The organism is Deefgea piscis, assembly GCF_013284055.1.
Taxonomy (GTDB): Bacteria; Pseudomonadota; Gammaproteobacteria; order Burkholderiales; family Chitinibacteraceae; genus Deefgea; species Deefgea piscis.
Window position 1 is genome coordinate 1,821,501 of record NZ_CP054143.1, and the last position, 25,726, is coordinate 1,847,226.

The 25,726-nt window shown below is 50.5% G+C and carries 21 protein-coding genes; 8 read left to right on the top strand and 13 right to left on the bottom strand.

Translation table 11 applies throughout. The features are described 5' to 3' along the window. Nucleotides 1–11: 11 nt before the first annotated feature. Nucleotides 12–2,867 (bottom strand): excinuclease ABC subunit UvrA, encoded by a 2,856-nt coding sequence (uvrA, locus tag HQN60_RS08645; protein WP_173533268.1) that lies wholly within the window; start codon nucleotides 2,865–2,867, stop codon nucleotides 12–14. A 120-nt stretch (nucleotides 2,868–2,987) separates the two neighbouring features. Continuing rightward, nucleotides 2,988–4,055, bottom strand: a complete 1,068-nt coding sequence (locus HQN60_RS08650) for a GGDEF domain-containing protein (protein WP_173533269.1) — start codon at nucleotides 4,053–4,055, stop codon at nucleotides 2,988–2,990. A 150-nt stretch (nucleotides 4,056–4,205) separates the two neighbouring features. Here HQN60_RS08650 and HQN60_RS08655 point away from each other — a divergent pair, with 150 nt between their 5' ends. From HQN60_RS08655 to ssb, 3 genes are all read left to right on the top strand, one after another. Next, complete coding sequence (locus HQN60_RS08655) at nucleotides 4,206–5,171, top strand: phosphotransferase (RefSeq protein WP_254456717.1); 966 nt, start codon at nucleotides 4,206–4,208, stop codon at nucleotides 5,169–5,171. Nucleotides 5,172–5,500: 329 nt separating this feature from the next. After that, complete coding sequence (locus tag HQN60_RS08660; RefSeq protein WP_254456602.1) at nucleotides 5,501–6,895, top strand: MFS transporter; 1,395 nt, start codon at nucleotides 5,501–5,503, stop codon at nucleotides 6,893–6,895. 55 nt (nucleotides 6,896–6,950) lie between these two features. Continuing rightward, nucleotides 6,951–7,466: a single-stranded DNA-binding protein gene (ssb, locus tag HQN60_RS08665; RefSeq protein WP_173533271.1), complete on the top strand. Its 516-nt coding sequence runs from the start codon at nucleotides 6,951–6,953 to the stop codon at nucleotides 7,464–7,466. 190 nt (nucleotides 7,467–7,656) lie between these two features. Here the strand turns inward: ssb and HQN60_RS08670 are convergent, their stop codons facing one another. Next, nucleotides 7,657–9,864 carry an OsmC domain/YcaO domain-containing protein gene (locus HQN60_RS08670; RefSeq protein ID WP_173533272.1) on the bottom strand — a complete coding sequence of 736 codons (2,208 nt, stop codon included), beginning with the start codon at nucleotides 9,862–9,864 and terminating at the stop codon, nucleotides 7,657–7,659. A gap of 385 nt (nucleotides 9,865–10,249) precedes the next feature. On the opposite strand from HQN60_RS08670, the gene HQN60_RS08675 reads away from it, so the two are divergent. Continuing rightward, nucleotides 10,250–11,296: a sensor domain-containing diguanylate cyclase gene (locus HQN60_RS08675; RefSeq protein WP_173533273.1), complete on the top strand. Its 1,047-nt coding sequence runs from the start codon at nucleotides 10,250–10,252 to the stop codon at nucleotides 11,294–11,296. A gap of 125 nt (nucleotides 11,297–11,421) precedes the next feature. Further along, nucleotides 11,422–12,618: an NO-inducible flavohemoprotein gene (hmpA, locus tag HQN60_RS08680; protein WP_173533274.1), complete on the top strand. Its 1,197-nt coding sequence runs from the start codon at nucleotides 11,422–11,424 to the stop codon at nucleotides 12,616–12,618. A gap of 189 nt (nucleotides 12,619–12,807) precedes the next feature. Here hmpA and HQN60_RS08685 read toward each other — a convergent pair whose 3' ends face one another. Beyond that, the gene (locus tag HQN60_RS08685; protein ID WP_217390075.1) at nucleotides 12,808–14,583 is read right to left on the bottom strand and encodes a sigma-54-dependent Fis family transcriptional regulator; all 1,776 of its coding nucleotides are present in this window, start codon (nucleotides 14,581–14,583) and stop codon (nucleotides 12,808–12,810) included. Between the two features lie 393 nt (nucleotides 14,584–14,976). Here HQN60_RS08685 and adh point away from each other — a divergent pair, with 393 nt between their 5' ends. Both adh and HQN60_RS08695 read left to right on the top strand, forming a co-directional pair. Then, nucleotides 14,977–16,497, top strand: coding sequence for an aldehyde dehydrogenase (gene adh, locus HQN60_RS08690; RefSeq protein WP_173533275.1), 1,521 nt, complete (start codon nucleotides 14,977–14,979; stop codon nucleotides 16,495–16,497). A 45-nt stretch (nucleotides 16,498–16,542) separates the two neighbouring features. Then, nucleotides 16,543–16,941, top strand: coding sequence for a DUF779 domain-containing protein (locus HQN60_RS08695; RefSeq protein ID WP_173533276.1), 399 nt, complete (start codon nucleotides 16,543–16,545; stop codon nucleotides 16,939–16,941). A gap of 74 nt (nucleotides 16,942–17,015) precedes the next feature. Here the strand turns inward: HQN60_RS08695 and HQN60_RS08700 are convergent, their stop codons facing one another. From HQN60_RS08700 to hdeA, 3 genes are all read right to left on the bottom strand, one after another. Further along, nucleotides 17,016–18,470, bottom strand: coding sequence for an NAD-dependent succinate-semialdehyde dehydrogenase (locus HQN60_RS08700; RefSeq protein WP_254456603.1), 1,455 nt, complete (start codon nucleotides 18,468–18,470; stop codon nucleotides 17,016–17,018). Next, nucleotides 18,457–19,743, bottom strand: a complete 1,287-nt coding sequence (gene gabT, locus HQN60_RS08705) for a 4-aminobutyrate--2-oxoglutarate transaminase (protein ID WP_173533277.1) — start codon at nucleotides 19,741–19,743, stop codon at nucleotides 18,457–18,459. The genes HQN60_RS08700 and gabT overlap by 14 nt, the downstream gene beginning before the upstream one ends. A gap of 249 nt (nucleotides 19,744–19,992) precedes the next feature. Beyond that, a complete protein-coding gene (gene hdeA, locus HQN60_RS08710; protein ID WP_173533278.1) occupies nucleotides 19,993–20,325 on the bottom strand; it encodes an acid-activated periplasmic chaperone HdeA in 333 nt (110 codons plus the stop codon). A 311-nt stretch (nucleotides 20,326–20,636) separates the two neighbouring features. Here hdeA and phnF point away from each other — a divergent pair, with 311 nt between their 5' ends. Further along, on the top strand, nucleotides 20,637–21,347 hold the full coding sequence (gene phnF / locus HQN60_RS08715; protein WP_173533279.1) for a phosphonate metabolism transcriptional regulator PhnF: 711 nt from the start codon (nucleotides 20,637–20,639) through the stop codon (nucleotides 21,345–21,347). A gap of 4 nt (nucleotides 21,348–21,351) precedes the next feature. Here the strand turns inward: phnF and HQN60_RS08720 are convergent, their stop codons facing one another. The 6 genes from HQN60_RS08720 to phnX form a co-directional block, all read right to left on the bottom strand. After that, nucleotides 21,352–21,696, bottom strand: a complete 345-nt coding sequence (locus HQN60_RS08720; RefSeq protein ID WP_173533280.1) for a hypothetical protein — start codon at nucleotides 21,694–21,696, stop codon at nucleotides 21,352–21,354. A 96-nt stretch (nucleotides 21,697–21,792) separates the two neighbouring features. Next, on the bottom strand, nucleotides 21,793–22,143 hold the full coding sequence (locus HQN60_RS08725; protein ID WP_173531754.1) for a hypothetical protein: 351 nt from the start codon (nucleotides 22,141–22,143) through the stop codon (nucleotides 21,793–21,795). 225 nt (nucleotides 22,144–22,368) lie between these two features. Next, nucleotides 22,369–22,602, bottom strand: a complete 234-nt coding sequence (locus HQN60_RS08730; protein ID WP_173533281.1) for a helix-turn-helix domain-containing protein — start codon at nucleotides 22,600–22,602, stop codon at nucleotides 22,369–22,371. 8 nt (nucleotides 22,603–22,610) lie between these two features. Then, the gene (locus tag HQN60_RS08735) at nucleotides 22,611–23,171 is read right to left on the bottom strand and encodes a DUF2975 domain-containing protein (protein WP_173533282.1); all 561 of its coding nucleotides are present in this window, start codon (nucleotides 23,169–23,171) and stop codon (nucleotides 22,611–22,613) included. A 319-nt stretch (nucleotides 23,172–23,490) separates the two neighbouring features. Then, nucleotides 23,491–24,894 carry an FAD-dependent oxidoreductase gene (locus HQN60_RS08740; protein WP_173533283.1) on the bottom strand — a complete coding sequence of 468 codons (1,404 nt, stop codon included), beginning with the start codon at nucleotides 24,892–24,894 and terminating at the stop codon, nucleotides 23,491–23,493. After that, entirely contained in the window at nucleotides 24,891–25,718 is an 828-nt protein-coding gene (gene phnX / locus HQN60_RS08745) for a phosphonoacetaldehyde hydrolase (RefSeq protein ID WP_173533284.1), read from the bottom strand. The genes HQN60_RS08740 and phnX overlap by 4 nt, the downstream gene beginning before the upstream one ends. Nucleotides 25,719–25,726 lie beyond the last annotated feature (8 nt).

The window sequence follows — 25,726 nt, forward strand, 5'->3', positions numbered from 1 at the left end:
GATTGGGTATCTTACTCTGGCGCTTTATTTAAAGAGCGTGCAAGGTAATACCCCGTATGGCTATGTGGGTTTTTAGCGACTTCTTCAGGTGTGCCGGTGGCAATAATTTGTCCACCACCTGCGCCGCCTTCAGGACCCAAATCAATCACCCAGTCAGCGGTTTTAATCACGTCCAGATTATGCTCAATCACCACAATTGAATTGCCATGACCGGCCAAGCGCTGCACTACGGTCAGCAGCAGGTCGATATCATGAAAATGCAAACCCGTGGTTGGTTCATCCAAGATATACAAGGTGCGACCGGTATCGCGTTTGGAGAGCTCTAGCGCCAATTTCACGCGCTGTGCTTCGCCGCCCGATAGCGTGGTGGCGCTTTGCCCGAGGCGAATATAGCCCAAGCCAACGTCCATTAATGTTTGCAGCTTTCTGGCAACGGTGGGCACGGCGCTAAAGAAGGCCAGCGCGTTTTCCACCGTCATTTCCAATACTTCAGTAATGTTTTTGCCTTTGTACAAGACTTCCAGCGTTTCACGGTTATAGCGTTTGCTATGACAGACATCACACGGTACATACACATCGGGCAAGAAATGCATCTCGACTTTAATCACGCCATCGCCTTGGCACGCTTCGCAGCGACCACCTTTAACGTTGAACGAGAATCGCCCCGGCCCATAACCGCGTTCGCGGCTCATCGGTACGCCAGAAAACAGCTCACGAATCGGCGTAAATAGCCCGGTATACGTTGCTGGGTTCGAGCGTGGCGTGCGGCCAATTGGCGATTGATCGACATTAATGACTTTGTCTAAATGCTCAAGCCCATGCACGCTGTGATATGGCGACGATTCGAGCCCAGCGCCATTGAGTTCACGGGCGGCAATGGCATACAAAGTGTCGTTGATTAGCGTGGATTTACCCGAGCCAGAAACCCCAGTAATGCACACCATCATGCCCAGTGGCAAATCCAGATCGACTTCTTTTAAGTTATTCCCGCTGGCGCCTTTGATATGCAGCCAGCGGCCTTCGGTAGGCACACGGCGAGTGGCGGGCATCGCAATTTTGCGTTTTCCTGTCATAAATTGGCCGGTGACGGAGTTTGGATTGTTAAATACGTCGTCCGGTTTACCGTAGGCAATCACTTCGCCACCGTGTACGCCAGCGCCCGGGCCCATATCAATCAGCCAATCGGCAGCGCGCATCGCGTCTTCATCGTGCTCGACCACAATCACCGTGTTGTCCAAATCGCGCAGATGAATCAAGGTGCCAATCAAGCGGTCGTTGTCGCGCTGATGCAGACCGATGGAGGGTTCATCGAGCACATACATCACCCCAGTAAGGCCAGAACCAATTTGGCTGGCTAAGCGAATGCGTTGTGCTTCGCCGCCCGACAATGTATCGGCGCTGCGTTCAAGGCACAGGTAGTCGAGGCCCACGTTGACCAAAAAGCCGAGTCGTTCGCTGACTTCTTTGACGATTTTTTCGGCAATTTGCGCTTTAGCGCCTTCTAAATGTAAACCGGTAAAAAACAGCAGTGTATCTCGCAAAGCCATTTTGGATATGGCATGCAGGGTAATACCCCCAACTTGTACATGACGCGCTTCGGTGCGTAACCGCGCGCCATTGCAGCTTGGGCAAACTTGATTGTTTTGATATTTGGCGAGCTCTTCACGCACCGCCATTGAGTCGGTTTCTTTGTAGCGACGCTCTAAATTCGGAATAATCCCTTCAAAAGCATGGGCGCGCTCGAATTTATTGCCACGTTCATTGGTATACATAAACGCGATTTCATCGCGCCCCGAGCCTTGCAAGATCGCGTCTTGTACTTCGCTACTTAATTCATTCCACGCCGTATTGATATCAAAGCCGTAATGTTCGGCAATGCTCATCAGCATTTGGAAATAAAACTGATTGCGTTTATCCCAGCCTTTTACTGCGCCGGCGGCCAAGCTTAGATCAGGATGCGCCACGACGCGCTTGGGATCAAAAAAGGTGCGGTGACCTAAACCGTCGCATGAAGGGCAAGCGCCCATTGGGTTGTTAAACGAGAACAAGCGCGGTTCAAGTTCTGGCAAGCTGTAGCTACAAATTGGGCAGGCAAATTTAGCCGAAAACCAATGCTCTTTGCCTGTGTCCATTTCAACCGCAATGGCGCGGCCTTCGGCGTGGCGCAAGGCGGTTTCAAAGCTTTCGGCAAGTCGTTGCTGAATGTCGGCATGTACTTTCAGCCGATCAATGACGACGTCAATGGTGTGTTTTTTGTTTTTGTCCAGTTTCGGCGTTTCGTCGAGCTCGAACACTTCGCCGTCGATGCGAACGCGAACAAAACCTTGTGCGCGCAGCTCTTCGAGCAAGTCGGCGTTTTCGCCTTTTTTGCCCATAATCACTGGCGCTAAAATCATTAGTTTGCTGTCTTCGGGCAGCGCCAACACATGATCCACCATTTGGCTGACGGTTTGGCTTTGCAGCGCCTGCTGGTGTTCAGGGCAAAATGGCGTACCAACGCGGGCAAATAACAGCCGTAAATAATCGTGAATCTCGGTCACGGTGCCCACGGTGGAACGCGGATTGTGGCTGGTGGCTTTTTGCTCAATCGAAATGGCTGGCGACAGCCCTTCAATCAAATCGACATCGGGTTTTTCCATTAATTGCAAAAACTGTCTTGCATACGCTGAGAGTGATTCAACGTAGCGGCGTTGCCCTTCGGCATACAAAGTGTCGAAAGCCAAAGACGATTTACCTGAGCCAGATAAGCCGGTGATGACAATCAGCTTGCCACGCGGCAAGTCTAAGTTCACGTTTTTGAGGTTATGTGTACGGGCTCCGCGAATGCGGATCATTGGCTGGTCAGTGGCAAGTGCAGAGCGGTACATGGCATTATCCGGCGGCAAAAGTAACCGTGCATTGTAGCGCTTTGCCGCAGCGCGGGGTAGTGAAGAGTACGAATGTTCACTTTGCCGCTAAAGTGCTGGCCCAACGCGCGAAGTAGCTGCTTAGAATAATTCAATGCTGCCATTATTCGGGCTGTGTGCTTTGATGCTGCTGGCATCGATCGCGGCGCTAACGACGCGATTACGTCCTTGGTCTTTGGCTTGATATAAGGCTTCATCTGCACGACCAAGTACAGTGCTTAGAATTTCAAAATCAAGCAATTGCGTGATACCAATGCTGATGGTGACTTGACCTACTTGTGGAAAATCAAACTGCGCGACTCGCTCGCGAAATCGTTCGACGGCTTGTAATGCACTGTATTCCGATTGTGGGCCGATCATGATGACGAATTCTTCTCCGCCAAATCGAAACAAATGATCTTCGCTGCGAAAGCTGGCCTTCATCAGTTGGGCGATCAAAAGTAACACTTCATCGCCATAAATATGCCCAAATTGATCGTTGATGCGTTTGAAATGATCAATATCCATGACTGCGAGGAAATAAACCTCGTTATCAGGATGGCTGCGGCGTTCACATTCAATGTCTGCGCTGCTGAGATCGAGATTGTTGAGGTTTTTTTGATGCGCCATCACTTTGAAAAATTGCTGCTCTAAGGTTTTGCGATTGAGTAAGCCCGTTAAGGAATCGGTTTGGCCATAGTCGAGCAGGGTGCTGTGATTTTCGTAAATTCGCGTCATGCCATGCAGCACATGTAAATCTTTAGCGCTTAACGTGGTGGTATTGCGGCAGTCGATGAGCAGCTGGGGTTGATTTGCCGAATATAGGCAACGCACAACACGGTAGCCATCTGCCGATAAAACGCTGGCTTCACTTGAACTCAGTGCTTGGGTAATCAGAGGATCAAGCTCGGGCGACAGATTGCTAAGAATTTCATGGTCATGCCAATGCCAAGATTGTGACATTTGGCCATCTTGCAGATGAATCGTGTGTTTGATTTGCCATGCGCAGTCGGTTTGTAGCGGCGCCGCTCGGTAGTGATAGAGATCGAGCTGTGTGAAGTCAAAAATTTCTTGCAAGGTAATACACAAGCTCAATGAGAGTGCGTCGCGATCATGCAAGCTAGTCAGAGCTGCTAAAGCGTTTAACATCGTGGTTGGCGCTTGTAGCATAAACCACACTCCTGATTGTGCGAAGTCGCTAAAAATTCAAAATATTGATTTGTACTTTATAGTTGGCGCGAGCTGGGCTTGCAATAGCCATATTAAGTGAAGGTTACTCGAGCCTTAAAACATAAGTACGAGGTAAATACTGTGAATGCGATGAATCCTTCGTTTTACCCAGTGCCAGCATTGGCCTTTGCGGCGCAAGCGGGCTTAGCCAATCCGCAAGTAACGCAAGAAATTCCGTCTTTTTATGGGCATGTGGTGTTGCTGCGAGCCGAGCAGGGTGAGTTTGTCGTTAAATTTTCTCGGCAAGCTGGGCGTTTGGCATCGGAGGTGACCGCCTTGAATCGCTTACGCCCACATAGCGTATTGCCGATGCCCGAGGTTTTAGAGCATCGCGAGATTTGGAGTGAGCATGGCAAACTCGATACCTTGCTGATGCCGCGCTTATTGGGCGTTCCTGCTTGGGAATTACCCAATCCTTTGCCTAATCCGGCACAAACGGCGCAGCAGATTGTTGAGCAAATGTTGGCGTGGCATGCCGTGAGTGATGCGCGAGGTTTTGAACATGCTAATGGCGAGTTCACGCCAGCGTTTTTACCTGCCTTTGAATCGTGGACGCGGCCATTGCTGGCTGGCTTGAATACCACGGCCTCGCCGTTTTCTGCTGAATTACGCAGTGCGTTTGCCAAGCTTTGGGCAGAGCGTGAACGGTTGTTAGCACCGATTACGGGGCCATCGTCACTGTGCCATGATGATCCCCATGCCTGTAATTTTTTATATGACGCCAGTAGCGGCTTGCCGGTTGCAGCGATTGATCCGTGCGATGTGGCATTTCGCCATCGTGAGCAGGATATTTTTCATTTGGCGGATGCGTTTCCCGATTGGCGTTTATTGGAAACCTATCTCGAGCATCAGCCGCTGGCCGATGGCTTTGCGGCGCGGCGCTGGTTTTTTTCTTTGTGGGACGATGTAAAGCATAGCCAGAATGTCGCTTGGTACGATGCGGCGTGGTTTGCGAATAAATTCGCACAATTGGCGCAAGTGGATGCCGATTTTCAAAGCGTGGCCGATGCTGTGCTTGCCGCGCAGGCCATCGTGACGTCTGAAAACGTAGGCTGAAACCGTGGCACGGATACATCAGCGATGCCTTGCCATTTCGCGCTGGCAAGGCGTATTGGACTTCGCTGGCGACAGTTGATTGCCCCGCGCATGCTACGCCTGGCTTGCTGTGAATATTGCGTAAGCCGCAGTGGCGAAGCAAAAATCTATAGCCAATAGGTATTAAGTTGTAGGCTTTGATTTTAATAAGCTTTGGCGATATACCCAGATAAGGTCGATTAAATCTTGTCAGTCATGGCATAGATATTCTTGATCAATCACAAAGCAAACACTGCCATCCTGAGGCTGAGCTGTTAAAATCGCCCATCCTTTTGTTGATGTGGCTGCTGATGTCTGTTTCTCCTACTATGTCGGCGTTAGAATTGCGCGCCGCAAGCAGCCTAGCTGGGCTGTACGCACTTCGCATGCTGGGTATGTTTTTGATCTTGCCGGTGTTTGCGGTCTACGCGGGGCATTTGCCCGGCGGTGAAAATCACACCATGGTCGGTTTGGCCTTTGGCGCTTATGGCTTAACGCAAGCTTTGCTGCAATTGCCATTTGGTATGTGGTCGGATCATGTCGGCCGCAAAAAAGTCATTTATATCGGCTTGGCGCTGTTTGCTATCGGCTCAATTATGTGCGCCATGGCGGACCATATTGCGTGGTTGATTGTGGGCCGTGCAGTGCAGGGGGCTGGGGCGATTTCGGCGGCCGTGACCGCGCTATTGGCTGACTTAACCCGCGAAGAGCATCGCACTAAAGCAATGGCGATGATTGGCGCTTCCATTGCGTCAACCTTTGCTATTTCTCTGGTGGCTGCGCCCAAGCTCGCTGAATGGATTGGCTTGCCGGGGATTTTCTTACTCACCGCGGGGCTGACTATTGCCGCCTTGATTGGGGTGTGGAAGGTGGTACCCAATCCCGCGGTGTCGCGTTTTCATTCTGATGCCGAAGCCAATACCAGCCGCTTGCCGCAAGTGCTAAAAGACCCGCAATTACTGCGTTTGAACTACGGTGTTTTTGCGCTACACGCGTCGCAAATGGCCATGTTTACCGTGATGCCCTTGCTGCTTAAGCAAATTGGTGGCATCGATGTGGCTCATCATTGGTGGGTGTATTTGCCCGTTGTGTTGATCGGCTTTGTGCTGATGGTGCCGGCGATTATTTATGGCGAGAAAAAAAATCATCTTAAAGAAGTGTTTTTATTTGCCATCGCGCTGATGTTTGCCGCGCAACTGGGCATGACCTTATGGATGCCGAGCTTAACGTGGATTGTGGTTTGGCTAGGGGTGTATTTTATTGCCTTTAATATTTTAGAAGCCACCCAACCGTCGTTGATTTCTAAAATCGCGCCGACCGCCGCCAAAGGCACGGCGATGGGCGTTTACAACACTTGCCAAGCGGCGAGTATGTTTATGGGCTCGGCTTTGGCAGGGTATTTATACCAAGAGTTTCAAAGCCCTATGCCGGTGTTTGCGCTATGCGCATTACTCATGGCCTTCTGGCTTTTAGTCTCTTGGGGAATGCAAGCGCCACTGCCGGTAAAAACCAAAATGTTCCATATTGGTGAGGAATGGTCAGGCGATGTAGGCCGACTGTCTGCTAAACTAGGCGCCATTGATGGTGTAAAAGAAGCGGTGGTTTTGATCGACGAGCGTGTCGCCCTGCTCAAAGTGATGCAAGCGGGCTATGACGAAGCTGAAGTGGATCGACTCATTGCTGAAACCAATATCGCTACGACATAAATTGTGCGGTGCTAGCCGTAAAAATTGAATTGAATTAAAAAACTGGAGCAAATGAATGGCCTCATTAAATAAAGTATTGCTAATTGGTAATTTGGGTAGAGACCCAGAAACGCGCTTTATGCCCAATGGCAATGCGGTATGTAATTTTTCGATTGCCACCACTGAGAGCTGGAAAGACAAGCAATCTGGCCAAAAGCAAGAAAAAACCGAATGGCATAACATCAGCATGTATGGCCGTTTGGCTGAAATTGCCGGTCAATACTTAAAAAAAGGCAGTAGCGTGTATATCGAAGGTCGTTTGCAAACCCGCAAATGGCAAGATAAGCAAACCGGTGCTGATCGCTACACTACTGAAATTATCGCTGATGAAATGAAAATGCTCGGCGGGCGTGGTGATACCGGTGGTAACGCCGGCGGTGGTTACAACCAACAAGGTGGTGGCGATGATTTCAACCAAGAATACAGCGCCCCAGTGCAACAGCAACAACAAGCGCCACGCCAAGCACCACAGCAAGCTGCAGCAAAACCGGCGCGTAATTTTGACGACTTTGAAGACGATATCCCGTTCTGAGCCCAGACGGTTTAATCAGCAGTCAATAGCCATAAAAAAAACCCTCAATTGTTTTGAGGGTTTTTTTATGGTGCATCGATGGGTTTCGCCAAAATTCTGCGGTAGCCATCCTACATTTTATGTATGTATATGGCTGAAAATATGATCAATAAACATTTACAGCCATATACCTATCAACAATGCTTAAAGCTTAAGTGTTCGACATTCCCGCTGCATTCGCGCGTGCGGTGTGCAGTTTTTGGTAGCTGTCGATGATGCGCTGGTGGCGATCAAGCCCTTCTAGTTGCATGCTGGTTGGGGTCAAGCCGTAAAAGCGGATGGTATCGTTGATTGAGCCGATCACCGCGTCGATCCGTTCATTGCCAAACATGCGGCGGAAGTTAACCTCATAGTCGGCCAGTTCCATTTCATCATCCATCTCAACTTCCAGCACCACATTCATTGCTTGATAGAACAGCACGCGATCAAGGGTGTTGTCGTTGTATTGCAAGAAAGCACCGACGAGCTCATGCGCTTCCGGATATTGATGCAAGGCCAGATGAATCAATAGTTTGAGTTCGAGTACGGTGAGTTGACCCCAAACGGTATTTTCATCAAAGGCAATGCCAATCAAGTCGGTGATGGTGGAGTAATCGCCCAGCTCGTTGTCTTCTAAACGATCGAGCAGTGCGACCAGACGCACATCGCTTAGGCGATGCAAGTTCAAAATATCTTCGCGGAACAATAGTGCTTTATTGGTGTTATCCCAAACCAAGTCTTCGATTGGGTAAATTTCCGAATAGCCAGGTACCAAAATGCGGCAGGCGATGGCACCGAGTTGATCGTACACCGCCATATAGGCTTCTTTGCCCATGTCGGCCAGAATGCCGAACAGGGTGGCCGCTTCGTCGGCATTGGCGTTGTCGCCCTGAGAAGAAAAATCCCACTCAACAAATTCATACTGCGCTTTGGCACTGAAAAAGCGCCAAGACACAATGCCGCTCGAATCAATGAAATGCTCGACAAAGTTATTGGGCTCAGTCAAAGCTTGGCTCTCAAACGTTGGCCGAGGTAAATCATTTAAACCTTCAAAACTGCGGCCTTGCAGCAGTTCAGTCAAACTGCGCTCTAAGGCGACTTCTAAGCTCGGATGCGCGCCAAATGAGGCAAATACGCCGCCAGTACGCGGGTTCATTAGCGTGACGCACATTACCGGATACAATCCGCCCAGCGATGCGTCTTTCACGATGACTGGGAAGCCTTGCTCTTCTAAGCCTTGAATGCCAGCCAGAATGCTTGGGTATTTTTCCAGCACGGCTTGCGGCACATCCGGCAGCGTGATTTCGCCCTCGAGAATTTCGCGTTTCACTGCGCGCTCAAAGATTTCTGATAGGCATTGCACTTGCGCTTCGGCCAAGGTATTGCCGGCGCTCATGCCATTACTCACAAACAGGTTTTCGAGCAAATTGCTCGGGAAATACACCGTTTCGCCGTCTGACTGACGCACAAACGGTAAGCAGCAGATGCCGCGCGCCGTATTGCCCGAATTGGTATCAATCAAATGCGAGCCGAGTAGCTCGTCATCGGGGTTGAAAATCGGCAGGCAATAGTCATCAAGGATTTCAGTCGGTAGCGCATTGTTGGGGCTCGGCTGAAACCAGCGCTCGTTCGGATAATGCACAAACTCGGCGTTGGCAATGTCGGTGCCCCAAAACTGGCCGGCATAAAAGAAATTGCAGTTGAGTCGCTCGATAAATTCGCCCAAGGCCGAGGCCAAAGCGCTTTCTTTGCTTGCGCCTTTGCCATTGGTAAAACACATTGGCGAGTGTGCGTCACGAATATGTAGCGACCAAACATTGGGGATGATATTGCGCCACGAAGCGATTTCAATCTTCATGCCCAAGTTGGCCAATAGGCCGGACATATTGGCGATGGTTTGCTCGAGCGGTAGATCTTTGCCAACGATATAGGTGGCGGCGTCCGCATCGGGATTTAAGGTCAATAAAGCCTGCGCATCGGCGTCGAGATTATCGACTTCTTCAATGACAAATTCAGGTCCGGTTTGCACGACTTTTTTGACCGTGCAGCGCTCAATCGAGCGCAAAATGCCTTGCCGATCTTTGTCTGAGATTTCTTTGGGTAATTCCACCTGAATTTTGAAGATTTGTTGATAGCGGTTTTCAGGATCAACAATATTGTTTTGCGATAGACGAATATGCTCGGTCGAAATACCGCGCGTATCGCAATACAATTTCACAAAATACGCCGCGCACAACGCCGATGACGCTAAAAAGTAGTCGAACGGACCCGGTGCCGAGCCATCGCCTTTGTAGCGGATCGGCTGATCGGCCACCACTGTGAAATCATCGAACTTGGCTTCAAGACGAAGCTTATCGAGAAAGTTAACCTTAATTTCCATGGCAGAATTCCTTTAATAGCGCGCATATTGATTTAGCGCGCATTATCCGGATTTTTGCCGCTGTAGTCCTGCGCTTTGCAGTAATACCGCCAACGGGCTAGTCTCAAGTGCGTTGCGGTTTAATTTGCGGCTGATCGATGCTGGCGCATTGCCATGTTTTGCCCCTGAGCGCTGGTGCAATGACGGTGCTGTTTGTTTTGTTGATAAGTAAGTTCTAACATTGTTTTGTGTAATGAATGATGGTTGAATGCGTGATCAATATTTTTAGCAATGCAGTATTTTTTGATTTAGCGCTGTGCATTGCAAAATTCACCAGCGTCATTTTTAGCGACAGGCGTTGAGCGAGTTATCATTCTTTATCAATCAATTTAGTTTTGGAGTACGCATGTTACCGGCCCCCATCCCGAGCAATGAAGACGAAAGAATTGCCTCATTGCGTAAGATGTTATTGCTCTCTACGCCCGACGAAGAGGTCTTCGATCGCGTTGTTCGCATGACTAAGCGGGTGTTTAATGTGCCGATTGTTTTGGTGTCGCTCATTGATGAAAACCGGCAGTGGTTTAAATCCTGCATGGGTTTACCGGTGAGAGAAACCGGACGGGATGTGTCGTTCTGTGGACATGCAATTGCGGGTGAAGGCTTATTTGTCATTCCCGATGCGCGTCAAGATATTCGTTTTGCCGATAATCCGCTGGTGCTGGATGCGCCTTATGTTATTTTTTATGCCGGTCGGCCATTAAAAAATAGCGATGGGCATAATGTTGGCACTTTATGCATTATTGACCATATGCCCCGTGTACTTTCTGATGAAGAACGCCATTGTTTGAATGATTTGGGCAGCTGGGTAGAGCAAGTATTTTTAACGCGAGAATTAAGCGAATCGCAGCAAATGATGTTTGCTGAATTGTGCGAAGTGAAACGCGCGTCTTTGCTCGATCCTTTACTCAATATTTGGCATCGTGGCGCCATTATGGATTTGCTCAAGCGCGAAATGGCGCGTGCTGGGCGCAGCCATATACCTTTGGCTTTAATGATGGTGGATGTGGATTATTTTAAGCAAGTCAATGATCAGTTCGGCCATCCAGTTGGTGATCAGTTATTGATTGAATTTGTGCGGCTGATTAAGTTTTGCTTACGCTCTTATGATCATTTAGGCCGCTATGGCGGTGATGAATTTATTATTGTGTTGCCTGATATTCAACACGAGCACGCGGTTGAAAAAGCCAATGCGATTTTACTGGCCATTCAAAACACACCATTATTAATCAATCAGCAAACCATTACGATGTCCGCGAGTATTGGCGTGGCTACCATGCCGGCTGAGACGTCATGCAGTGCCTGTGATTTGATTCAGCGGGCAGATGACGCTTTATTGCAGGCCAAAAAGCTGGGCCGAGGGCGAGTTGAAATCGCTCAAGCAGTGAATCACTAAAGCATAAATCCTTACTTTTAGTATTGCGATGCTAGACGCGGCAAAATACCGCAATGCCGTGTCTTTTCTTATATTTATAAATATGTATAATAAATACATCTTTATAAACTGATGTAGGAATAACCATGCTTAATTTGACTGATCGTGACTTAGTTCGCGCCACCGCGCCGATTCTTAAACAGCATGGCGTAGCGTTAACCACGCATTTTTATGCACGTATGTTTCAGCATAATCCTGAGTTAAAACAGATTTTTAACGAAGGTAATCAGCAGTCTGGTGCTCAGCAACAAGCCTTAGCGATGGCGGTTGCCGCGTATGCCGAGCACATTGATAACCCGAGTGTGTTGGCGCCGGTACTCACGCGCATTGCCAATAAACACATTAGTTTGGGCATCCGCCCTGAGCATTATCCGATTGTTGGCCATCATTTATTGGCGTCGATCCGTGAAGTGCTGGGTGCTGCCGCCACCGATGAGTTGATCGCCGCTTGGGCGGCGGCGTATGGCCAACTGGCGGATGTATTGATTGCCGAAGAAGCGCAATTGTATGCCGCAGCGGCATTTAAAAACGGCGGCTGGACGGGCTGGCGTGGGTTTGTGGTGGCAAAAAAAGTAGTTGAAAGCAGTGAAATCACGTCGTTTTATTTACGCCCAGCCGATGGCGGTACCGTGCCGGATTATTTGCCGGGGCAATATATTTCGGTGCGGATGTTTGTGCCTGAGTGGCAATTGATGCAGCCACGGCAGTACAGCTTGTCGGATGCGCCGGGGCAAGATTATTTGCGCATTTCAGTCAAGCGTGAGCAAAACCAACAAATCATTGGGCAAGTCTCAAACCTATTACACCGCACGATTGAAGTGGGTGACGTGATTGACGTGGCCCCACCGGCTGGCGATTTTGTCTTGCATACCGATCGCAGTAGTCCCGTGGTATTGATCAGCGGTGGCGTTGGGATTACCCCGATGATGGCGATGCTGCAGCATCTGCATGCCACCGGCACTGAGCGCCAAGTGAGCGCAGTTCACGCTTGCCGCAATCCGGAAGTGCATGCATTTAAACAGCAGGTGCAGCAATTGACTGCGGCCAAGGCTAATTTCGCCGCGACGGTGTTTTATGATCACGCCGATCCAGCAGCCAGCCATCACCTTGGGCCAATTGATTTGGCCAAGCTCGCTGATCGGGTGATTTTGCCGGATGCCGATTATTATTTGTGTGGCCCTTTGGCGTTTATGCAGGCACAAATTAAATCGCTGCAGGCATTGGGTGTACCGAGTGAACGAATTCATGCCGAAGCATTTGGCACGGGTGGCGTGAGCGTTTAATTGCTGAACGAATGACTGGTTTACCTCAGAGCATGATAGTACAGCGACATGCTACTTTGGCGGGTATATTGATGGGGGTTAATATTTATATAACCTGCATCAATATACCCTGTAAACATAGATTAAAAATCTTAATAGCAACGATGAAACGGTGATGCTGATGAATCAGTTGTGCCGTTTTAATCTCAATCATTTATTGCGGTAAACCGTATTGCGCGAAATGCCCAGAGCGCGGGCGGCGGCCGAGATATTGCCATGGTGCTCGCTAATCGCCGCTTGAATGGCTTGCGTTGAGAGCGTGTGTAAATGTTTTGCTTGCTGATGGTTGGCCGCAATCGCGTCGATAAAATCATCCGGAAAATGCGCAATATCGAGTTGCTTTTCATCGCCAGCCAAGACCGCTGCAGTGCGTAATACCGTGTAGAGCTGTCTAAAATTGCCCGGCCAATCGTAGTTTAAGCACAACGCCAGCGCGGCAGATGACAGTTCTTTTTGGCCTAAGCTATGCAACATTTTGCGGATCACAATCGCCAAATCCCCACGTTCGCGCACCGGTGGTAGTTTTACGGTGAGTCCTTGAATTCGATAATACAGATCTTCGCGAAACAAGCCTTGCGCCACTTGCGCGGCTAAATCACGGTGGGTGGCGCAAATCAGTGCCATATCTATGGCAATTGAACGATCACTGCCCAGCGGCGTGATTTCTCTTTCTTGTAACACCCGCAGTAAGCGCGCTTGCAAAGCCAAGGGCATATCACCAATTTCATCCAAAAATAGAGTCCCGCCATGCGCTTGAATGATTTTGCCGTGGTTGCCACTGCGTTTGGCGCCAGTAAATGCGCCTTCTGCGTAGCCAAATAATTCAGATTCAATCAGTGATTCAGGGATCGACGCGCAATTGACGGCAACAAAATTCTTGCTCGCTTGCGGTGAGTCTTTATGAATGGCTTGCGCCAGTAGCTCTTTGCCGCTGCCGGTTTCGCCGGTAATTAAAATCGGAATGCCATGGCCTAATACTTTGCTGACGCGCTCAATAATCCGGGCCACTTGGCTGTCGCCGGTATTGAGGTAATTTAAGTGTGAAAAACGTTTGCTGAGCGTCGCTTGCGGCGTGTTCGCAAAGCGGGCAATGGCCGCAATACGCATGCCATTGTGCAAAGTGAGTGTCAGCTGCGCAGGATTAACGCGGCAGGCGCTGAGGATGTCGTTGATCGATTGTTGGCGCGCATCAAAACAATGAACAAATGGCATTGGCGCAGCAGCACCGAGCTGAAACAGCGCGCTTTGATTGGCGGCCAAGCAGTGTCCATCGACATCAAACACCAAAATGCCTTCCATCGCTGTGCCCATAAATTCAGCTCGGCTATGAAAACTAATATAAAGGGCATTACGAAAGGTGTGATACAGGATTTTATTTTCTAATTCTTGTGCTGACATTTTAATTAACGACAGCGTCGATGCATGGTAACTGCGGTAATCGCCGGTTACATCAATCACGCCAAGCAAGCTGGAATCGGGACTAAAAATCGGCACGCTGGCGCAAGTGAGGACTTGATTGGCGCGTAAAAAATGTTGCTCGGCATGGACGGTGATGGCGCGTTGCTCGGCCAATGCTGTGCCGATGGCGTTGGTGCCCTGATATTGCTCACTCCAAATTGCGCCAGGCTTGAGGGCGACTTTGTGGTTTTTGGCTAAAAACTGATCTTCACCCAAGGCATGCAGCACCAGCCCATTGGCGTCAGTGAGCACAATCGTGCTGTGACTTTTAGCGATTTGTTGGTAGAGCGTACTCAGTACCGGCAAAGCTTGTAGATAAAAACCACGCTGCTCTTCTTGCTGCGCTTGTAGTTGCTTGGCCGATAAAATCACATAGTCAGCTTGCGTCACCGCATCCAAACCATATTGCTGTGAGCGTTGATGCGCTGCCAATAAATGCGGCGATTGGCTGAGTTCAAATTGATCCACAACAAGCTCCTTGCAAAGGATGAATCAGGGATTGATCTGGGTTGATTGTGTGGCGCAAAGACTGAGATTTATTGTGTGTCTGTCCGATTAAAAAACGCAACACTTGCTGCTGTTGGACTGTAACAGCTGTGCAGTACAGTTGTTCCAAATTGACACAATTTAGGTCTTTTATTTAGCGAGATAAAAAAATAAACCCAATGAAATCATAGGTTAAGCGTGATTTAAAAACTTGGCATGGCTTTTGCAATTCATTGTTGGCGCAACAGTCAACGGGCAGTGAATCAAAGCGGCTCCGCATGCTTTGAGCCGATGATGCTCAACGGTATTGGGAGCAACTGTTGGCGCGGGATTGAGTGCAGTTTTTATATTTCCTCGCTTAGGAGTGAGAGCAAAATGAACCATGCTGAAATGAAGTTTTTGAATATTGCATTTCCTTATCGTCAGCAGTATGGCAATTTTATTAATGGCACATGGCAAGCGCCGCTTGATGGCGAATATTTTGACAATATCACGCCGATTACCGGACAAGTTTTTTGCCAAGTGGCTCGATCGAAAGCGGCAGATGTTGAAATGGCGCTCGACGCCGCGCATGCCGCTAAAGGGGCATGGGGCCGTACTAGCGCAGCGGAACGCGCTCGCATATTGAATCAGATTGCCGATCGGATGGAGGCCAATTTAGAAATGCTGGCCGTGGCCGAAACCATCGACAATGGCAAACCGATCCGTGAAACACGCGCCGCCGATATCCCGTTGGCGATTGATCATTTTCGTTATTTTGCTGGCGCAATTCGTGCGCAAGAAGGCGGTATTTCAGAAATTGATCATGATACGGTGGCGTATCACTTTCATGAGCCGCTGGGCGTGGTTGGGCAGATTATTCCGTGGAACTTCCCGATTTTAATGGCCACTTGGAAGCTCGCTCCGGCATTGGCCGCAGGCAATTGCGTGGTGTTAAAACCGGCTGAGCAAACGCCAGCTTCGATCTTGGTGTTGGCGGAGTTGATTGCTGATTTATTACCGCCAGGGGTACTCAATATCGTTAATGGCTATGGTTTAGAAGCGGGTAAACCGCTAGCCAGTAGTAAACGCATTGCCAAAATTGCCTTTACCGGAGAAACCACGACCGGTCGTTTGATTATGCAATACGCCGGTCAAAACCTGATTCCGGCCACACTCGAATTGGGTGGTAAAAGCCCGAATATTTTCTTTGCCAATGTAATGCAAGCCGATGACGCTTATTTTGATAAAGCACTCGAAGGCTTTGCGATGTTTGCACTGAACCAAGGCGAGGTGTGTACCTGCCCATCACGCGCTTTGATTCAAGAATCCATTTACGAGCAATTTATGGAGCGGGCGGTGCAGCGGGTGAAAGCGATTCGTCAAGGTCATCCACTCGATGGCAATACCATGATTGGCGCGCAAGCATCGCAAGAACAGTTTGAAAAAATCCTGTCGTATTTAGATTTAGGCAAACAAGAAGGTGCCAAATGCTTAACCGGCGGTGAGGCAACACGGTTCGATGGCGAATTGGGCCAAGGGTTTTATATCCAACCAACGATTTTTGTTGGGCATAACAAAATGCGGATTTTCCAAGAAGAAATTTTTGGCCCTGTGGTCTCGGTCACCACCTTTAAAACCGAAGCAGAAGCGCTAGAAATCGCCAACGACACTTTATACGGTTTGGGAGCTGGTGTTTGGAGCCGAGATATCAATCAGGCGTATCGTTTTGGCCGTGAGATTCAAGCGGGCCGAGTTTGGACCAATTGCTATCACGCGTATCCGGCCCACGCGGCTTTTGGTGGTTATAAGCAATCGGGTATCGGTCGAGAAAATCACAAAATGATGCTCGATCATTATCAACAAACTAAAAACTTACTCGTGAGCTATTCCAATCAAGCGCTGGGTTTTTTCTAAAATCCGCTGGGCGATCCTGTGTATGGATCGCTCAGGAGAATTTCAATGACAAATATAGATCTAGTCGTGCCGCGAGTGATCGCCACCGAGGCCGCATTGCAGTTAATTGATTCGCTAGCGCAGCGGTATGGTGCTTTGCTGTTTCATCAATCGGGTGGCTGCTGTGATGGCAGCGCACCGATGTGTTTTTCGCGTACTGAGTTTCAGGTGGGGGCGGGTGATGTGTATTTGGGCGATATTGGCGGTGCGCCGTTTTATATGAGTACTTCGCAGTTTGAATACTGGCAGCACACGCAATTAAACATCGATGTGGTGGCTGGAATGGGTGGGATGTTTTCTTTAGAAAGTGGCACCGGACGTCGATTTTTAACGCGTTCGCGCTTGTTTACCGATGAGGAATGGCAATGGCTTGCTGCGCATCCAGTGACATTTGCTGCGGGTTGACTCAATAAAAACATCCATCAGAGATGCTTGCCCTGATGGATGTTTTTTTGGTCAATTTAATCGGTTGGAGTGACTTACAAGCCAGCAACACACAGATACTTTAATTCAACATAATCATCGATGCCAAAGCGCGAGCCTTCCCGACCTAGACCTGATTGTTTGATGCCGCCAAATGGGCCGACTTCATTCGAGATCAAGCCGGTATTGATACCCACCATGCCGGACTCCAGCGCTTCGGCCACGCGGAAAATTCGGCCGATATCGCGGCTATAAAAATACGCGGCTAAACCAAATTCGGTGTGATTGGCCAAATCAATCGCTTCGCGCTCGTGGTAAAAACGAAATAGCGGTGCCACCGGGCCAAAGGTTTCCTCGTGGGCGATTTTCATCGCGGTGGTGACATGGCTGAGCAAAGTCGGTTGGAAAAAACGGCCACCTAAAGCATCTAGACCACCGCCGAGCAAGAGCTGTGCGCCATGCTCGAGTGCATCGCTCAGGTGTTCTTGGACTTTAGCAATCGCTTTATCGTCAATCAAAGGCCCGAGCATGACGTCTGAATCCATGCCATTGCCCACTTTGAGCGCTTGCATTGCGACGCGTAGCTTGTGGCTAAATTCGTCATACACCGCGTCGTGCACCAATATCCGGTTGGCGCAGACGCAGGTTTGTCCGGCATTTCTAAATTTGGCAATCATTGCCCCGGCCACAGCGGCATCCAGATCGGCATCTTCAAACACAATAAATGGCGCATTGCCGCCCAGCTCTAAAGACACTTTTTTAATGGTATCGGCGCATTGCGCCATTAAGGCTTTGCCAACGGCGGTGCTGCCAGTGAAGCTGAGTTTGCGCACAATCGGATTACGGGTGAGCTCGCCACCGATTTCGCTGGCCTTGCCGGTAATCACATTAAACACCCCAGCCGGAATACCGGCGCGTAATGAGAGCTCGGCCATGGCCAAAGCGGTGAGTGGTGTTTGGCTGGCGGGTTTAATCACCATGCTGCAGCCCGCAGCGAGCGCTGGCCCAGCTTTACGCGCAATCATGGCGGCGGGGAAATTCCACGGGGTAATGGCTGCCGTTACGCCAATGGCTTGGCGGAGGACCAAAATGCGTTTATCCGCTTGTGGATGCTGCAATACATGGCCATCTAGCCGCTTGGCTTCTTCGGCAAACCATTCAATAAAGCTGGCGGCATAGGCGATTTCGCCTTTGGCTTCGGCCAAGGGTTTACCTTGCTCGGCGGTCATGATTTTGGCGAGATCGGTTTGATGCTGCATGAGTAAATCAAACCAGCGGCGCAAAACAATCGATCGCTCTTTGCCCGACCGCGCGCGCCATTCGATTTGCGCCGCTTGTGCGGCAAAAATGGCGCGTTGTGTCTCAGCAACGCCCATGCAAGGCACCATGGCCACTGGCGAATTATCCGCCGGATTATGAACCGCCAGCGTTGCGCCATCGTCGGCCGATTGCCACAGCCCGTCGATCAGTGCGTGTTCGCGCAGCAGGGTTGGATCATCAAGTTGCAACATCTGCATTCCCCTTTAGTGCCGCCTCTAATATATCCAGCGCCTCAGCAAAGACCGTGTCTTCGATGGTCAGTGGAAATAAAAAGCGGATTACATTGGCGTAAGTACCACAGCTTAGCAGAATTAAACCTTGGGCTAAGGCGTGCGCTTGAATGGCTTTGGTTTTGGCAACGTCAGGCTCACCCGTCGCCGGGTCAATTAATTCAATGGCCACCATCGCACCCAAGCCACGGATTTGCGCGATGTGCGGCACGGCGCTGGCGATGATTTGCAAGCGCGCTTGGAGTCGATCACCGAGTTGATTGGCGCGTTGATTGAGTTGTTCTGTCTCGATCACATCTAATACCGCGTGTGCGGCGGCAATGGCCAGCGGGTTGCCGGCATAGGTGCCACCTAGGCCGCCTGGGCTGGGTGCGTCCATGATTTCGGCGCGGCCACACACGGCGGATAATGGATAGCCGCCGGCTAATGATTTGGCCAGCGTCATTAAATCGGGCAATACATCGTAATGCTGCATCGCAAACCATTGTCCGGTACGGGCAAAGCCAGTTTGGATTTCATCGGCAATCAGCAAAATACCGTGTTGATCGCATAATTGCCGCAGCGCGCGTAGCCATTCTGGCGGTGCAATATAAAAGCCACCTTCGCCTTGCACCGGCTCAAAAATAATCGCCGCCACGCGCTGCGGATCGACATCGGCTTTAAACAGCTCATTGAGTCTTTGCAGCGATTGCTCGATGCTCACGCCGTGTAATTCTTGCGGAAAAGGCGCGTGATACACCTCGCCGGGGAAGGGGCCAAAGCCGACTTTATACGGCGTCACTTTACCGGTGAGCGCCATGCCCATCATCGTTCGGCCGTGAAAACCGCCAGTAAAAGCAATCACCGCGCTGCGAGCGGTGGCGGCACGGGCGATTTTGATTGCGTTTTCGACCGCTTCGGCGCCGCTAGAAAAAAAAGCGGTTTTTTTGGCATGCGTCCCCGGTGTTAAGGCATTAATGCGTTCTGCCAAGGCAATATACGATTCATACGGCACAACTTGATAACAGCTATGGGTAAAAGCGGCGAGTTGCTTTTGCACTGCGGCGCTGACTGTGGGGTGGCAGTGCCCAGTGTTGAGTACCGCAATACCACCGGCAAAATCAATAAAACGGCGGCCTTCCACATCCCACAGCTCGGCATTGAGTGCGCGTTCAATAAAAAATGGCGCCATCACGCCCACGCCGCGCGGTGTGGCCGCTGCTTGGCGTTGGCGCAGGGTTTGATTGTTACTCATGTCGAACTCCTTCGTGATCGCTTAGAGGCTGTTGACGTGATGGGTTTTGAGCGTAAACCCAATATCAATAGGTCGTAGGTATTGCCTTCGTGGCCCTATTTATATTCATTTTCATTGAGATACCTACGCTGCTGGCTTTTTTTATCCGTTACCGTTGTTGTTATTTATAGCTGAGTACTGACGGTATCCGTAAAAAAAGCCAGATAAAATCTGGCTTGTTTGGCTATGCCACTACGGTAATCATGCCAATTACATGTCGGCTTTAACCTTGGCCCAGCTCGATTTTACTTTGCTCCAGAACGATGATTTCGGGTCTTTTTTGCATTCTTGAATGACCATAGGCACGATTTTTTCAATGCCATCGACGTCCATCACTGAATCAACGGGTTTGTTTTTCTTATTAAAGCCTTCAGCAAAATAGACTGCTTTAGGCTGATAGCTTTCATCAACAGCGAGAAAGTCTTCGCACATCCATTTAGCAACGGGTTTTTTGGCGCTCGCCGTACCGCTGGCGGTGGCCGCAAAAGCGCCTTGTGCGGCAATAGCGATTAATACAGCAGCAGTGAGGGTTAGTTTTTTCATCGCAATATCCTTATTGAGACAGATTCAGCAAACAAGCTCAGCGAAAAGGGCAGACCTGAAACGGGTACTGCCTGCCAACAGACTAGACGATGGGCTGCCATTGCGTGGTGAAAATACCCATTTGGCCTGCTCAACTGCGATTTTTGCTTGAGGCAAAAAATCGCAGTTCAAGTCGATCCGATTCGAGCGCTAGGGCCGGAGTGATTACGGATGGCAACGCGGAGTCTATTCGTTACATGGCCTTGTCATTTTTCTTTCGTCTAGACGTCATCAGCACATCGTATAATGGCGTAGCACCTTAGAGGATGACCATGCCAAAGACCCCGCCCAAATGGCAGCAAATCGCCACCTTATTAGCTGAAGAAATTGCCCAAAAAACCTTACGCGGTCAATTGCCGGTTGAGCCGATCTTGGCGCAGCGCTTTGCCGTCAACCGGCATACCGTACGCCGTGCGGTACAAGCTTTAGAAAGCCAAGGCTTGGTGCGGATCGAGCAAGGGCGCGGCACTTTTGTGCAAGAAGATTTAATTGATTACCAAATGGGGCGGCGCGGGCGCTTTTCGCACAGCTTGGCTGCGCAAAGCTTGAGTGGGGCAAGCCAAATTTTACGCAGTGACGTCATCATTGCCAGTGATGAGGTGTGCCAGCAACTCGAAATTGCCGCCGGTAGTGAAGTGTTAAAAATCGAAGCGCTGGATTTCGTTGCCGACCAAGTGGTGGGTGTTTGCACCGAATACCTGCCTTTGCCACGCTTTGCTGGTTTTAATCTACTGCTGGCCGAGCATGGCGCAATGAGTGAAGCGTTGCGCGCCGCAGGGGTAGTGAGCATGAGCAGAAAGTCATCCAAAATTACCGCCCGCATTCCGCGCGCTGAAGTGGCCGCGCAATTGGCGCAACCCAAAAGCCAGCCGGTACTGTATGTCGAGAGTGTTTATCAAGACGATCACGGGCAAGTGATTGAGTACGGCATTACGCGCTTTGCCGCCCATGCGATTCAATTGGTGATTACGCCAGAGGTATAAAATCCTAGCGCGGGATTTTCATTGACCAATACGCCAAAGCCCAGACGCCATACATGGCAATAAAATAAGCGTTGATCAGCTTCACAATCAGCAGCAAATGGCCGGCCAAACTCTCGCTTGGCCAACTGGCGCTTATGGTATTCACTGCCATTAAAATCAGCACCGACAGCACCAATTGCCATAAAAATAGCCAGCGATAGGCGAAGCCCTTGGCGTTGCGATAAGCAAACGTGGCTGGATCGGCGCGCTGGATTTCGACATACGCTGGAATGATTAAATACCAAAACAGCTGGCGAATAATCGGTTGATCCCAGTGGGTGACAATGGTTTTGGCGGTAGCAAGATTCATAATGGCAAATGTACAAGGCAGGCTATCAGTGTGCCACAGCCCTAGCCGCAATACTTGCCTTGGCGCAAGAAGATGGATTGCGCGAATTCTGGTCACTTACCAATCACAGCCTTCATCATTCACGCTGTCTTTAATTAACAACGGAATCGCCAATAAACCCATGCTGCGATAGGCGTTGCGACAATCGCGGCGAGTGGCTTTTTTCAAATCTTTGCTCAGCGTGGTTTCGTGTTCGTTAAGTTGCGTATTGAGTTGAGTTGGCTTTTGCGGGCGATTGACTAATTGTTGCCGCTCTGGCGGGATGGCTTCGCTCGGCAGAGCAAGATTTAAGGCTTGATTTATGGGTTTTTCGGCATCCATGCTGCTGGCCGATAAACGATTAAGCGTACTGAGTTTAGAGCGAACCGTGTTCGCTTGTATTTCAGCAGCAGGGCGAACAGGGACCATTCGTGTTGTAGGGCGAGTGCGAGGCTGTGGCTTGATGGCTGGCGCGGGGGGATAGGTTTGGGCGGTTTCACGATGGGCGTGGCTAATACTGTGAAAACCAGCGGCGCTTGAAGGGGAGGGACTGGCTGGCTGCTAGGCCAGCCAATAAGCACCGCCGCATGCAGAATGACTGAGAGCAGCAAAAGCCAGCGCCAGTGAGGCGTGGCGATGGCTGCGGGGGGCGTATTAATCGCTGGCTTCATGGTCGGGCGGGCTATCGCGGCTAAATTGCAATAAATCACCGGGCTGGCAATCGAGAAAATCGCAAATCGCCAGCAAAGTCGAAAAGCGCAAGCCTTTGACTTTGCCTTGTTTCAGTAGCGATAAATTTTGCTCAGTAATTCCAATATGCTGAGCGAGGTCTTTGGACTTCACTTTTCGTTCGGCCAGCATCACATCGAGTTTGACTAAAATTTGCATATTGCGGCTCACACGAACTGCTGATTTTCTGTGGCCAATGCACTGGCTTGCTGCAAAATATGCGCAATAACGCTCAGGCTCAGCCCTAAAAACACCAGCATCAAACTGGCAGGCGTTAGGCTAATGCTCAGTACACGTTGCCCGACTGGATTGAGCATCGTGACCCATAAAATCAGCAGCGGCGAGCAAATAAAATCCAGCACTGCCCAGCCGATTGCGGCATGCGCCACTTTACCTAAGTGGCTGGCCGCGGCCAGCGAAAAATAGTCGCCACGGGCATAGGTTTGAAATAGCGCGCGTAAATGGAATAGACCAAAGCTCATCGCCAGCAGTGGAATGCTCGACAACACAATCGCGCCAGCCACTTGCCACATGGGCAGCGCCGTCAGTGGGTTTATATAGGCTTGCGCTCGTTCAGTGAGTAAAAACCCCAAACCTGCTTGTTGGCTGAATGCGGCCAATGTCGGAAACAGCCAAAAGGCGGCGTTCAAGAGCAAAATCGTTAAGGCTAGGCATAAAGAAAAGTAGGCCAGCTTTTGGCTGGTTTGCGCCATTTTAATCGGTGTCATTATTTCGCATCGGCAGCAAAGAGATTCGCAGAATATGATTAAAATGATCGTAAAACAATCATTAATGATTGTAAAAAATACATATTTTGCGTTTAAGACGCTGGAATGAAGCCGTTTTCCTGCGAAAGTATTGCGGCTAATGTGCGCTGGCGTGATTCATTTAATCACGCAAAAAATGAGGCGTCGTGCCGCGTGCGCAAGCTCTGTTGGCATATTGGGTATATGGCCATAGGCTTTGAATATAAAGCGATGGCACAAAATACCCCAGTAGGGTATGCAAATCTTCGGGATTTGCGCACGCGGTAGATTCGTTGGTGACTTAGGCTTTGTCCGACTTTCCGGCGGCGTTGGCAAAGCGGGCGAGGATTTTGTCAAAAAACATCGGGCGTTGATCGTTGTCTTCGCAGGCTTCTTTGCGGCGGATGGCGTTGCGTACCAACATACTGCCTAGCCAGCGTATTGGCTCGGGCGGAAAGTAACCCAATGGCCCGCTGACCAAGGCGCATTGCGCCCAACCGTCTTTTTCCCCTCGCACCATACTGCTTAAAATCTGCCCGCCCAAATAGCAGGTGCTCACGCCGTTGCCGGAATAACCAAAGCCGTAGCAAATATTGGGCTGTTGATCGAGAAACCCAAAAAACGGCAAACCGGTGACGGATCGATCGGACGCACCATTCCACGAAGCGGCAATTGGCACCTCAGCCAAACGCGGGAAATAGTCGTGCAGCGTTTGTGTTAGCTGGGCTTGGTAGCGGCTAGCTTGGTCAAATTCGGCCAGCATTTTGCCGCCAAAAGCAAAGGTATTGCCGCCTTTGCCGAGCATTAAACGGCCATCGCTGGTGCTGCGATAGTAATGAACAAATATCCGCGAATCGCAAATCGACGCGCCATGCGTGAGGCCAAGGGCTTGGATTGCTTCGGGGCAGGGCTCGGTAATCACCATATCGGACGACACAATGGCAATGCTGCGTGCAAATTGGCGAAACTGGCTGGCCATCCACGCATTCATCGCCAACACCACGTGCTGGGCGACAATCTCGCCATCGCTGGTCACCACGCGCGCTGGCTCACCGTATTCAATGCGCTGCATGCTGGTGTTTTCATAAATCAGCACACCCAAGGATTCGGCAACGCGCGCCATGCCGCGCACCAACAGCCCCGGATGCACGCTGCCGGCAATTGGCGAAAATTCCCCAGATAAATGCCGAGTTGAACCGGCGATTTTTTGCACTTCATCGCGATCTAAAGTCTGCCAGCTATTGATGTCATGCGCGTTGAGCGCCGCCAATACGCCATCCATACTGCCGCTTTGTGCGCGATTAGTGGCGGTATAGAGCGCGCCGTCAATACGCAGATCGGCTTGCAGCTGATACTGCGCACAAAAGTCCTGAATAGCGTAGACGGCGGCTTCTGAGGCTTTGACAATTTTGACGGCTTCAGCTTCACCAAATAGCCGCGTCAGCGTGCTTAATTTGGGGGCTAAAGTTAGCACGCAACCGCCATTGCGCCCCGATGCGCCACTGCCGCACAGGTTTTTTTCGATGATGACAATCTGCAGCTCGGGCTGCTGTTGTTTAAGTAAAATCGCCGTCCACAAACCGGTATAACCGCCGCCGACAATACACACATCAGCGTGGTGTGTGCCATTCAAGCTTGGCCGTGGCGGGCGGTTTTCTTGCGCTAGCGCATCGGCAAACCACCAAGGTTGAAAAGTTTCACTCATGGCCGTTGGCCTTGCGCTAAAGCGTATTCGATTTGTGTGATCACGCGGGGTAAATCCGCGATGCTGTCGATGACAAAATGCGCGCCAGCGGCGCTGAGTTTGGCCGTGGCTTGTTCGCGCAACGGCGCTTGCTCGCTGGGCGTGAGCGCCAGCCAGTCGTTTTCAGTGAGGCCCACTTCATTGCCGCTAATGGCTAAACCGACGGTCCACATGCCCGCGTTTAAACCCTCAGCAATGCCCGGCACGGTGTCGTCGACTTTAACGCAGGCGGCAACATGGCTGATGCCGAGCTCAATTACATTGGCCAGCGCCATCCACGGCCCCGGGCGGGCGCCGGCTTTAAGGTCATCGGCAGCGACGGTGTAATCCGGTGTAAAGCCATATTGTGTGGCGATGGGCTGCAGCGCGTTCATCACTGCGCGTGGGTAGCCGGTGCAACTGCCGATTTTAAGGCCGTGCTCACGCAATTGTTTAATGGTGTTGATGGCGCCGGTGATCGGTTGCGAAAACTCGCCCACATGCGCAATTTGCAGCGGCATAAACAGCGCATAGAGATGGTCCACGTCGGCGTCGTTCATTTCGCGACCATATTGAGCTTGCCAGCGCGCAGCAACGCTCGCGAGTCGGCCAACGGCTTTGATGTGATCCCATTTGGCTAAGCCCATCGGCACGCGTGCTTCGGACAAGGTGATTGCGATGCCGCATTGTGCAAAAGCTGCAACTAAGACTTGGGTAGGGGCGAATGAGCCAAAATCGAGCACGGTGCCTGCCCAATCAAAAATAACCGCTTGCAAAGGACCGGTATAAGCGTGTGTGTTGAGCATGTTGGATT

Excerpts from the sequence above, each read along its gene's own strand:
- phnF (WP_173533279.1), top strand. The coding sequence starts at position 20,637 with ATGCCAAAGACCCCGCCCAAATGGCAGCAAATCGCCACCTTATTAGCT.
- ssb (WP_173533271.1), top strand. The coding sequence starts at position 6,951 with ATGGCCTCATTAAATAAAGTATTGCTAATTGGTAATTTGGGTAGAGAC.
- HQN60_RS08725 (WP_173531754.1), bottom strand. The coding sequence starts at position 22,143 with ATGGTCCCTGTTCGCCCTGCTGCTGAAATACAAGCGAACACGGTTCGC.
- HQN60_RS08675 (WP_173533273.1), top strand. The coding sequence starts at position 10,250 with ATGTTACCGGCCCCCATCCCGAGCAATGAAGACGAAAGAATTGCCTCA.
- hmpA (WP_173533274.1), top strand. The coding sequence starts at position 11,422 with ATGCTTAATTTGACTGATCGTGACTTAGTTCGCGCCACCGCGCCGATT.
- HQN60_RS08740 (WP_173533283.1), bottom strand. The coding sequence starts at position 24,894 with ATGAGTGAAACTTTTCAACCTTGGTGGTTTGCCGATGCGCTAGCGCAA.
- gabT (WP_173533277.1), bottom strand. The coding sequence starts at position 19,743 with ATGAGTAACAATCAAACCCTGCGCCAACGCCAAGCAGCGGCCACACCG.
- uvrA (WP_173533268.1), bottom strand. The coding sequence starts at position 2,867 with ATGTACCGCTCTGCACTTGCCACTGACCAGCCAATGATCCGCATTCGC.
- HQN60_RS08655 (WP_254456717.1), top strand. The coding sequence starts at position 4,206 with ATGAATCCTTCGTTTTACCCAGTGCCAGCATTGGCCTTTGCGGCGCAA.
- HQN60_RS08730 (WP_173533281.1), bottom strand. The coding sequence starts at position 22,602 with ATGCAAATTTTAGTCAAACTCGATGTGATGCTGGCCGAACGAAAAGTG.
- hdeA (WP_173533278.1), bottom strand. The coding sequence starts at position 20,325 with ATGAAAAAACTAACCCTCACTGCTGCTGTATTAATCGCTATTGCCGCA.
- adh (WP_173533275.1), top strand. The coding sequence starts at position 14,977 with ATGAACCATGCTGAAATGAAGTTTTTGAATATTGCATTTCCTTATCGT.
- HQN60_RS08735 (WP_173533282.1), bottom strand. The coding sequence starts at position 23,171 with ATGACACCGATTAAAATGGCGCAAACCAGCCAAAAGCTGGCCTACTTT.
- HQN60_RS08700 (WP_254456603.1), bottom strand. The coding sequence starts at position 18,470 with ATGTTGCAACTTGATGATCCAACCCTGCTGCGCGAACACGCACTGATC.
- HQN60_RS08670 (WP_173533272.1), bottom strand. The coding sequence starts at position 9,864 with ATGGAAATTAAGGTTAACTTTCTCGATAAGCTTCGTCTTGAAGCCAAG.
- HQN60_RS08660 (WP_254456602.1), top strand. The coding sequence starts at position 5,501 with ATGTCTGTTTCTCCTACTATGTCGGCGTTAGAATTGCGCGCCGCAAGC.
- phnX (WP_173533284.1), bottom strand. The coding sequence starts at position 25,718 with ATGCTCAACACACACGCTTATACCGGTCCTTTGCAAGCGGTTATTTTT.
- HQN60_RS08650 (WP_173533269.1), bottom strand. The coding sequence starts at position 4,055 with ATGCTACAAGCGCCAACCACGATGTTAAACGCTTTAGCAGCTCTGACT.
- HQN60_RS08720 (WP_173533280.1), bottom strand. The coding sequence starts at position 21,696 with ATGAATCTTGCTACCGCCAAAACCATTGTCACCCACTGGGATCAACCG.
- HQN60_RS08695 (WP_173533276.1), top strand. The coding sequence starts at position 16,543 with ATGACAAATATAGATCTAGTCGTGCCGCGAGTGATCGCCACCGAGGCC.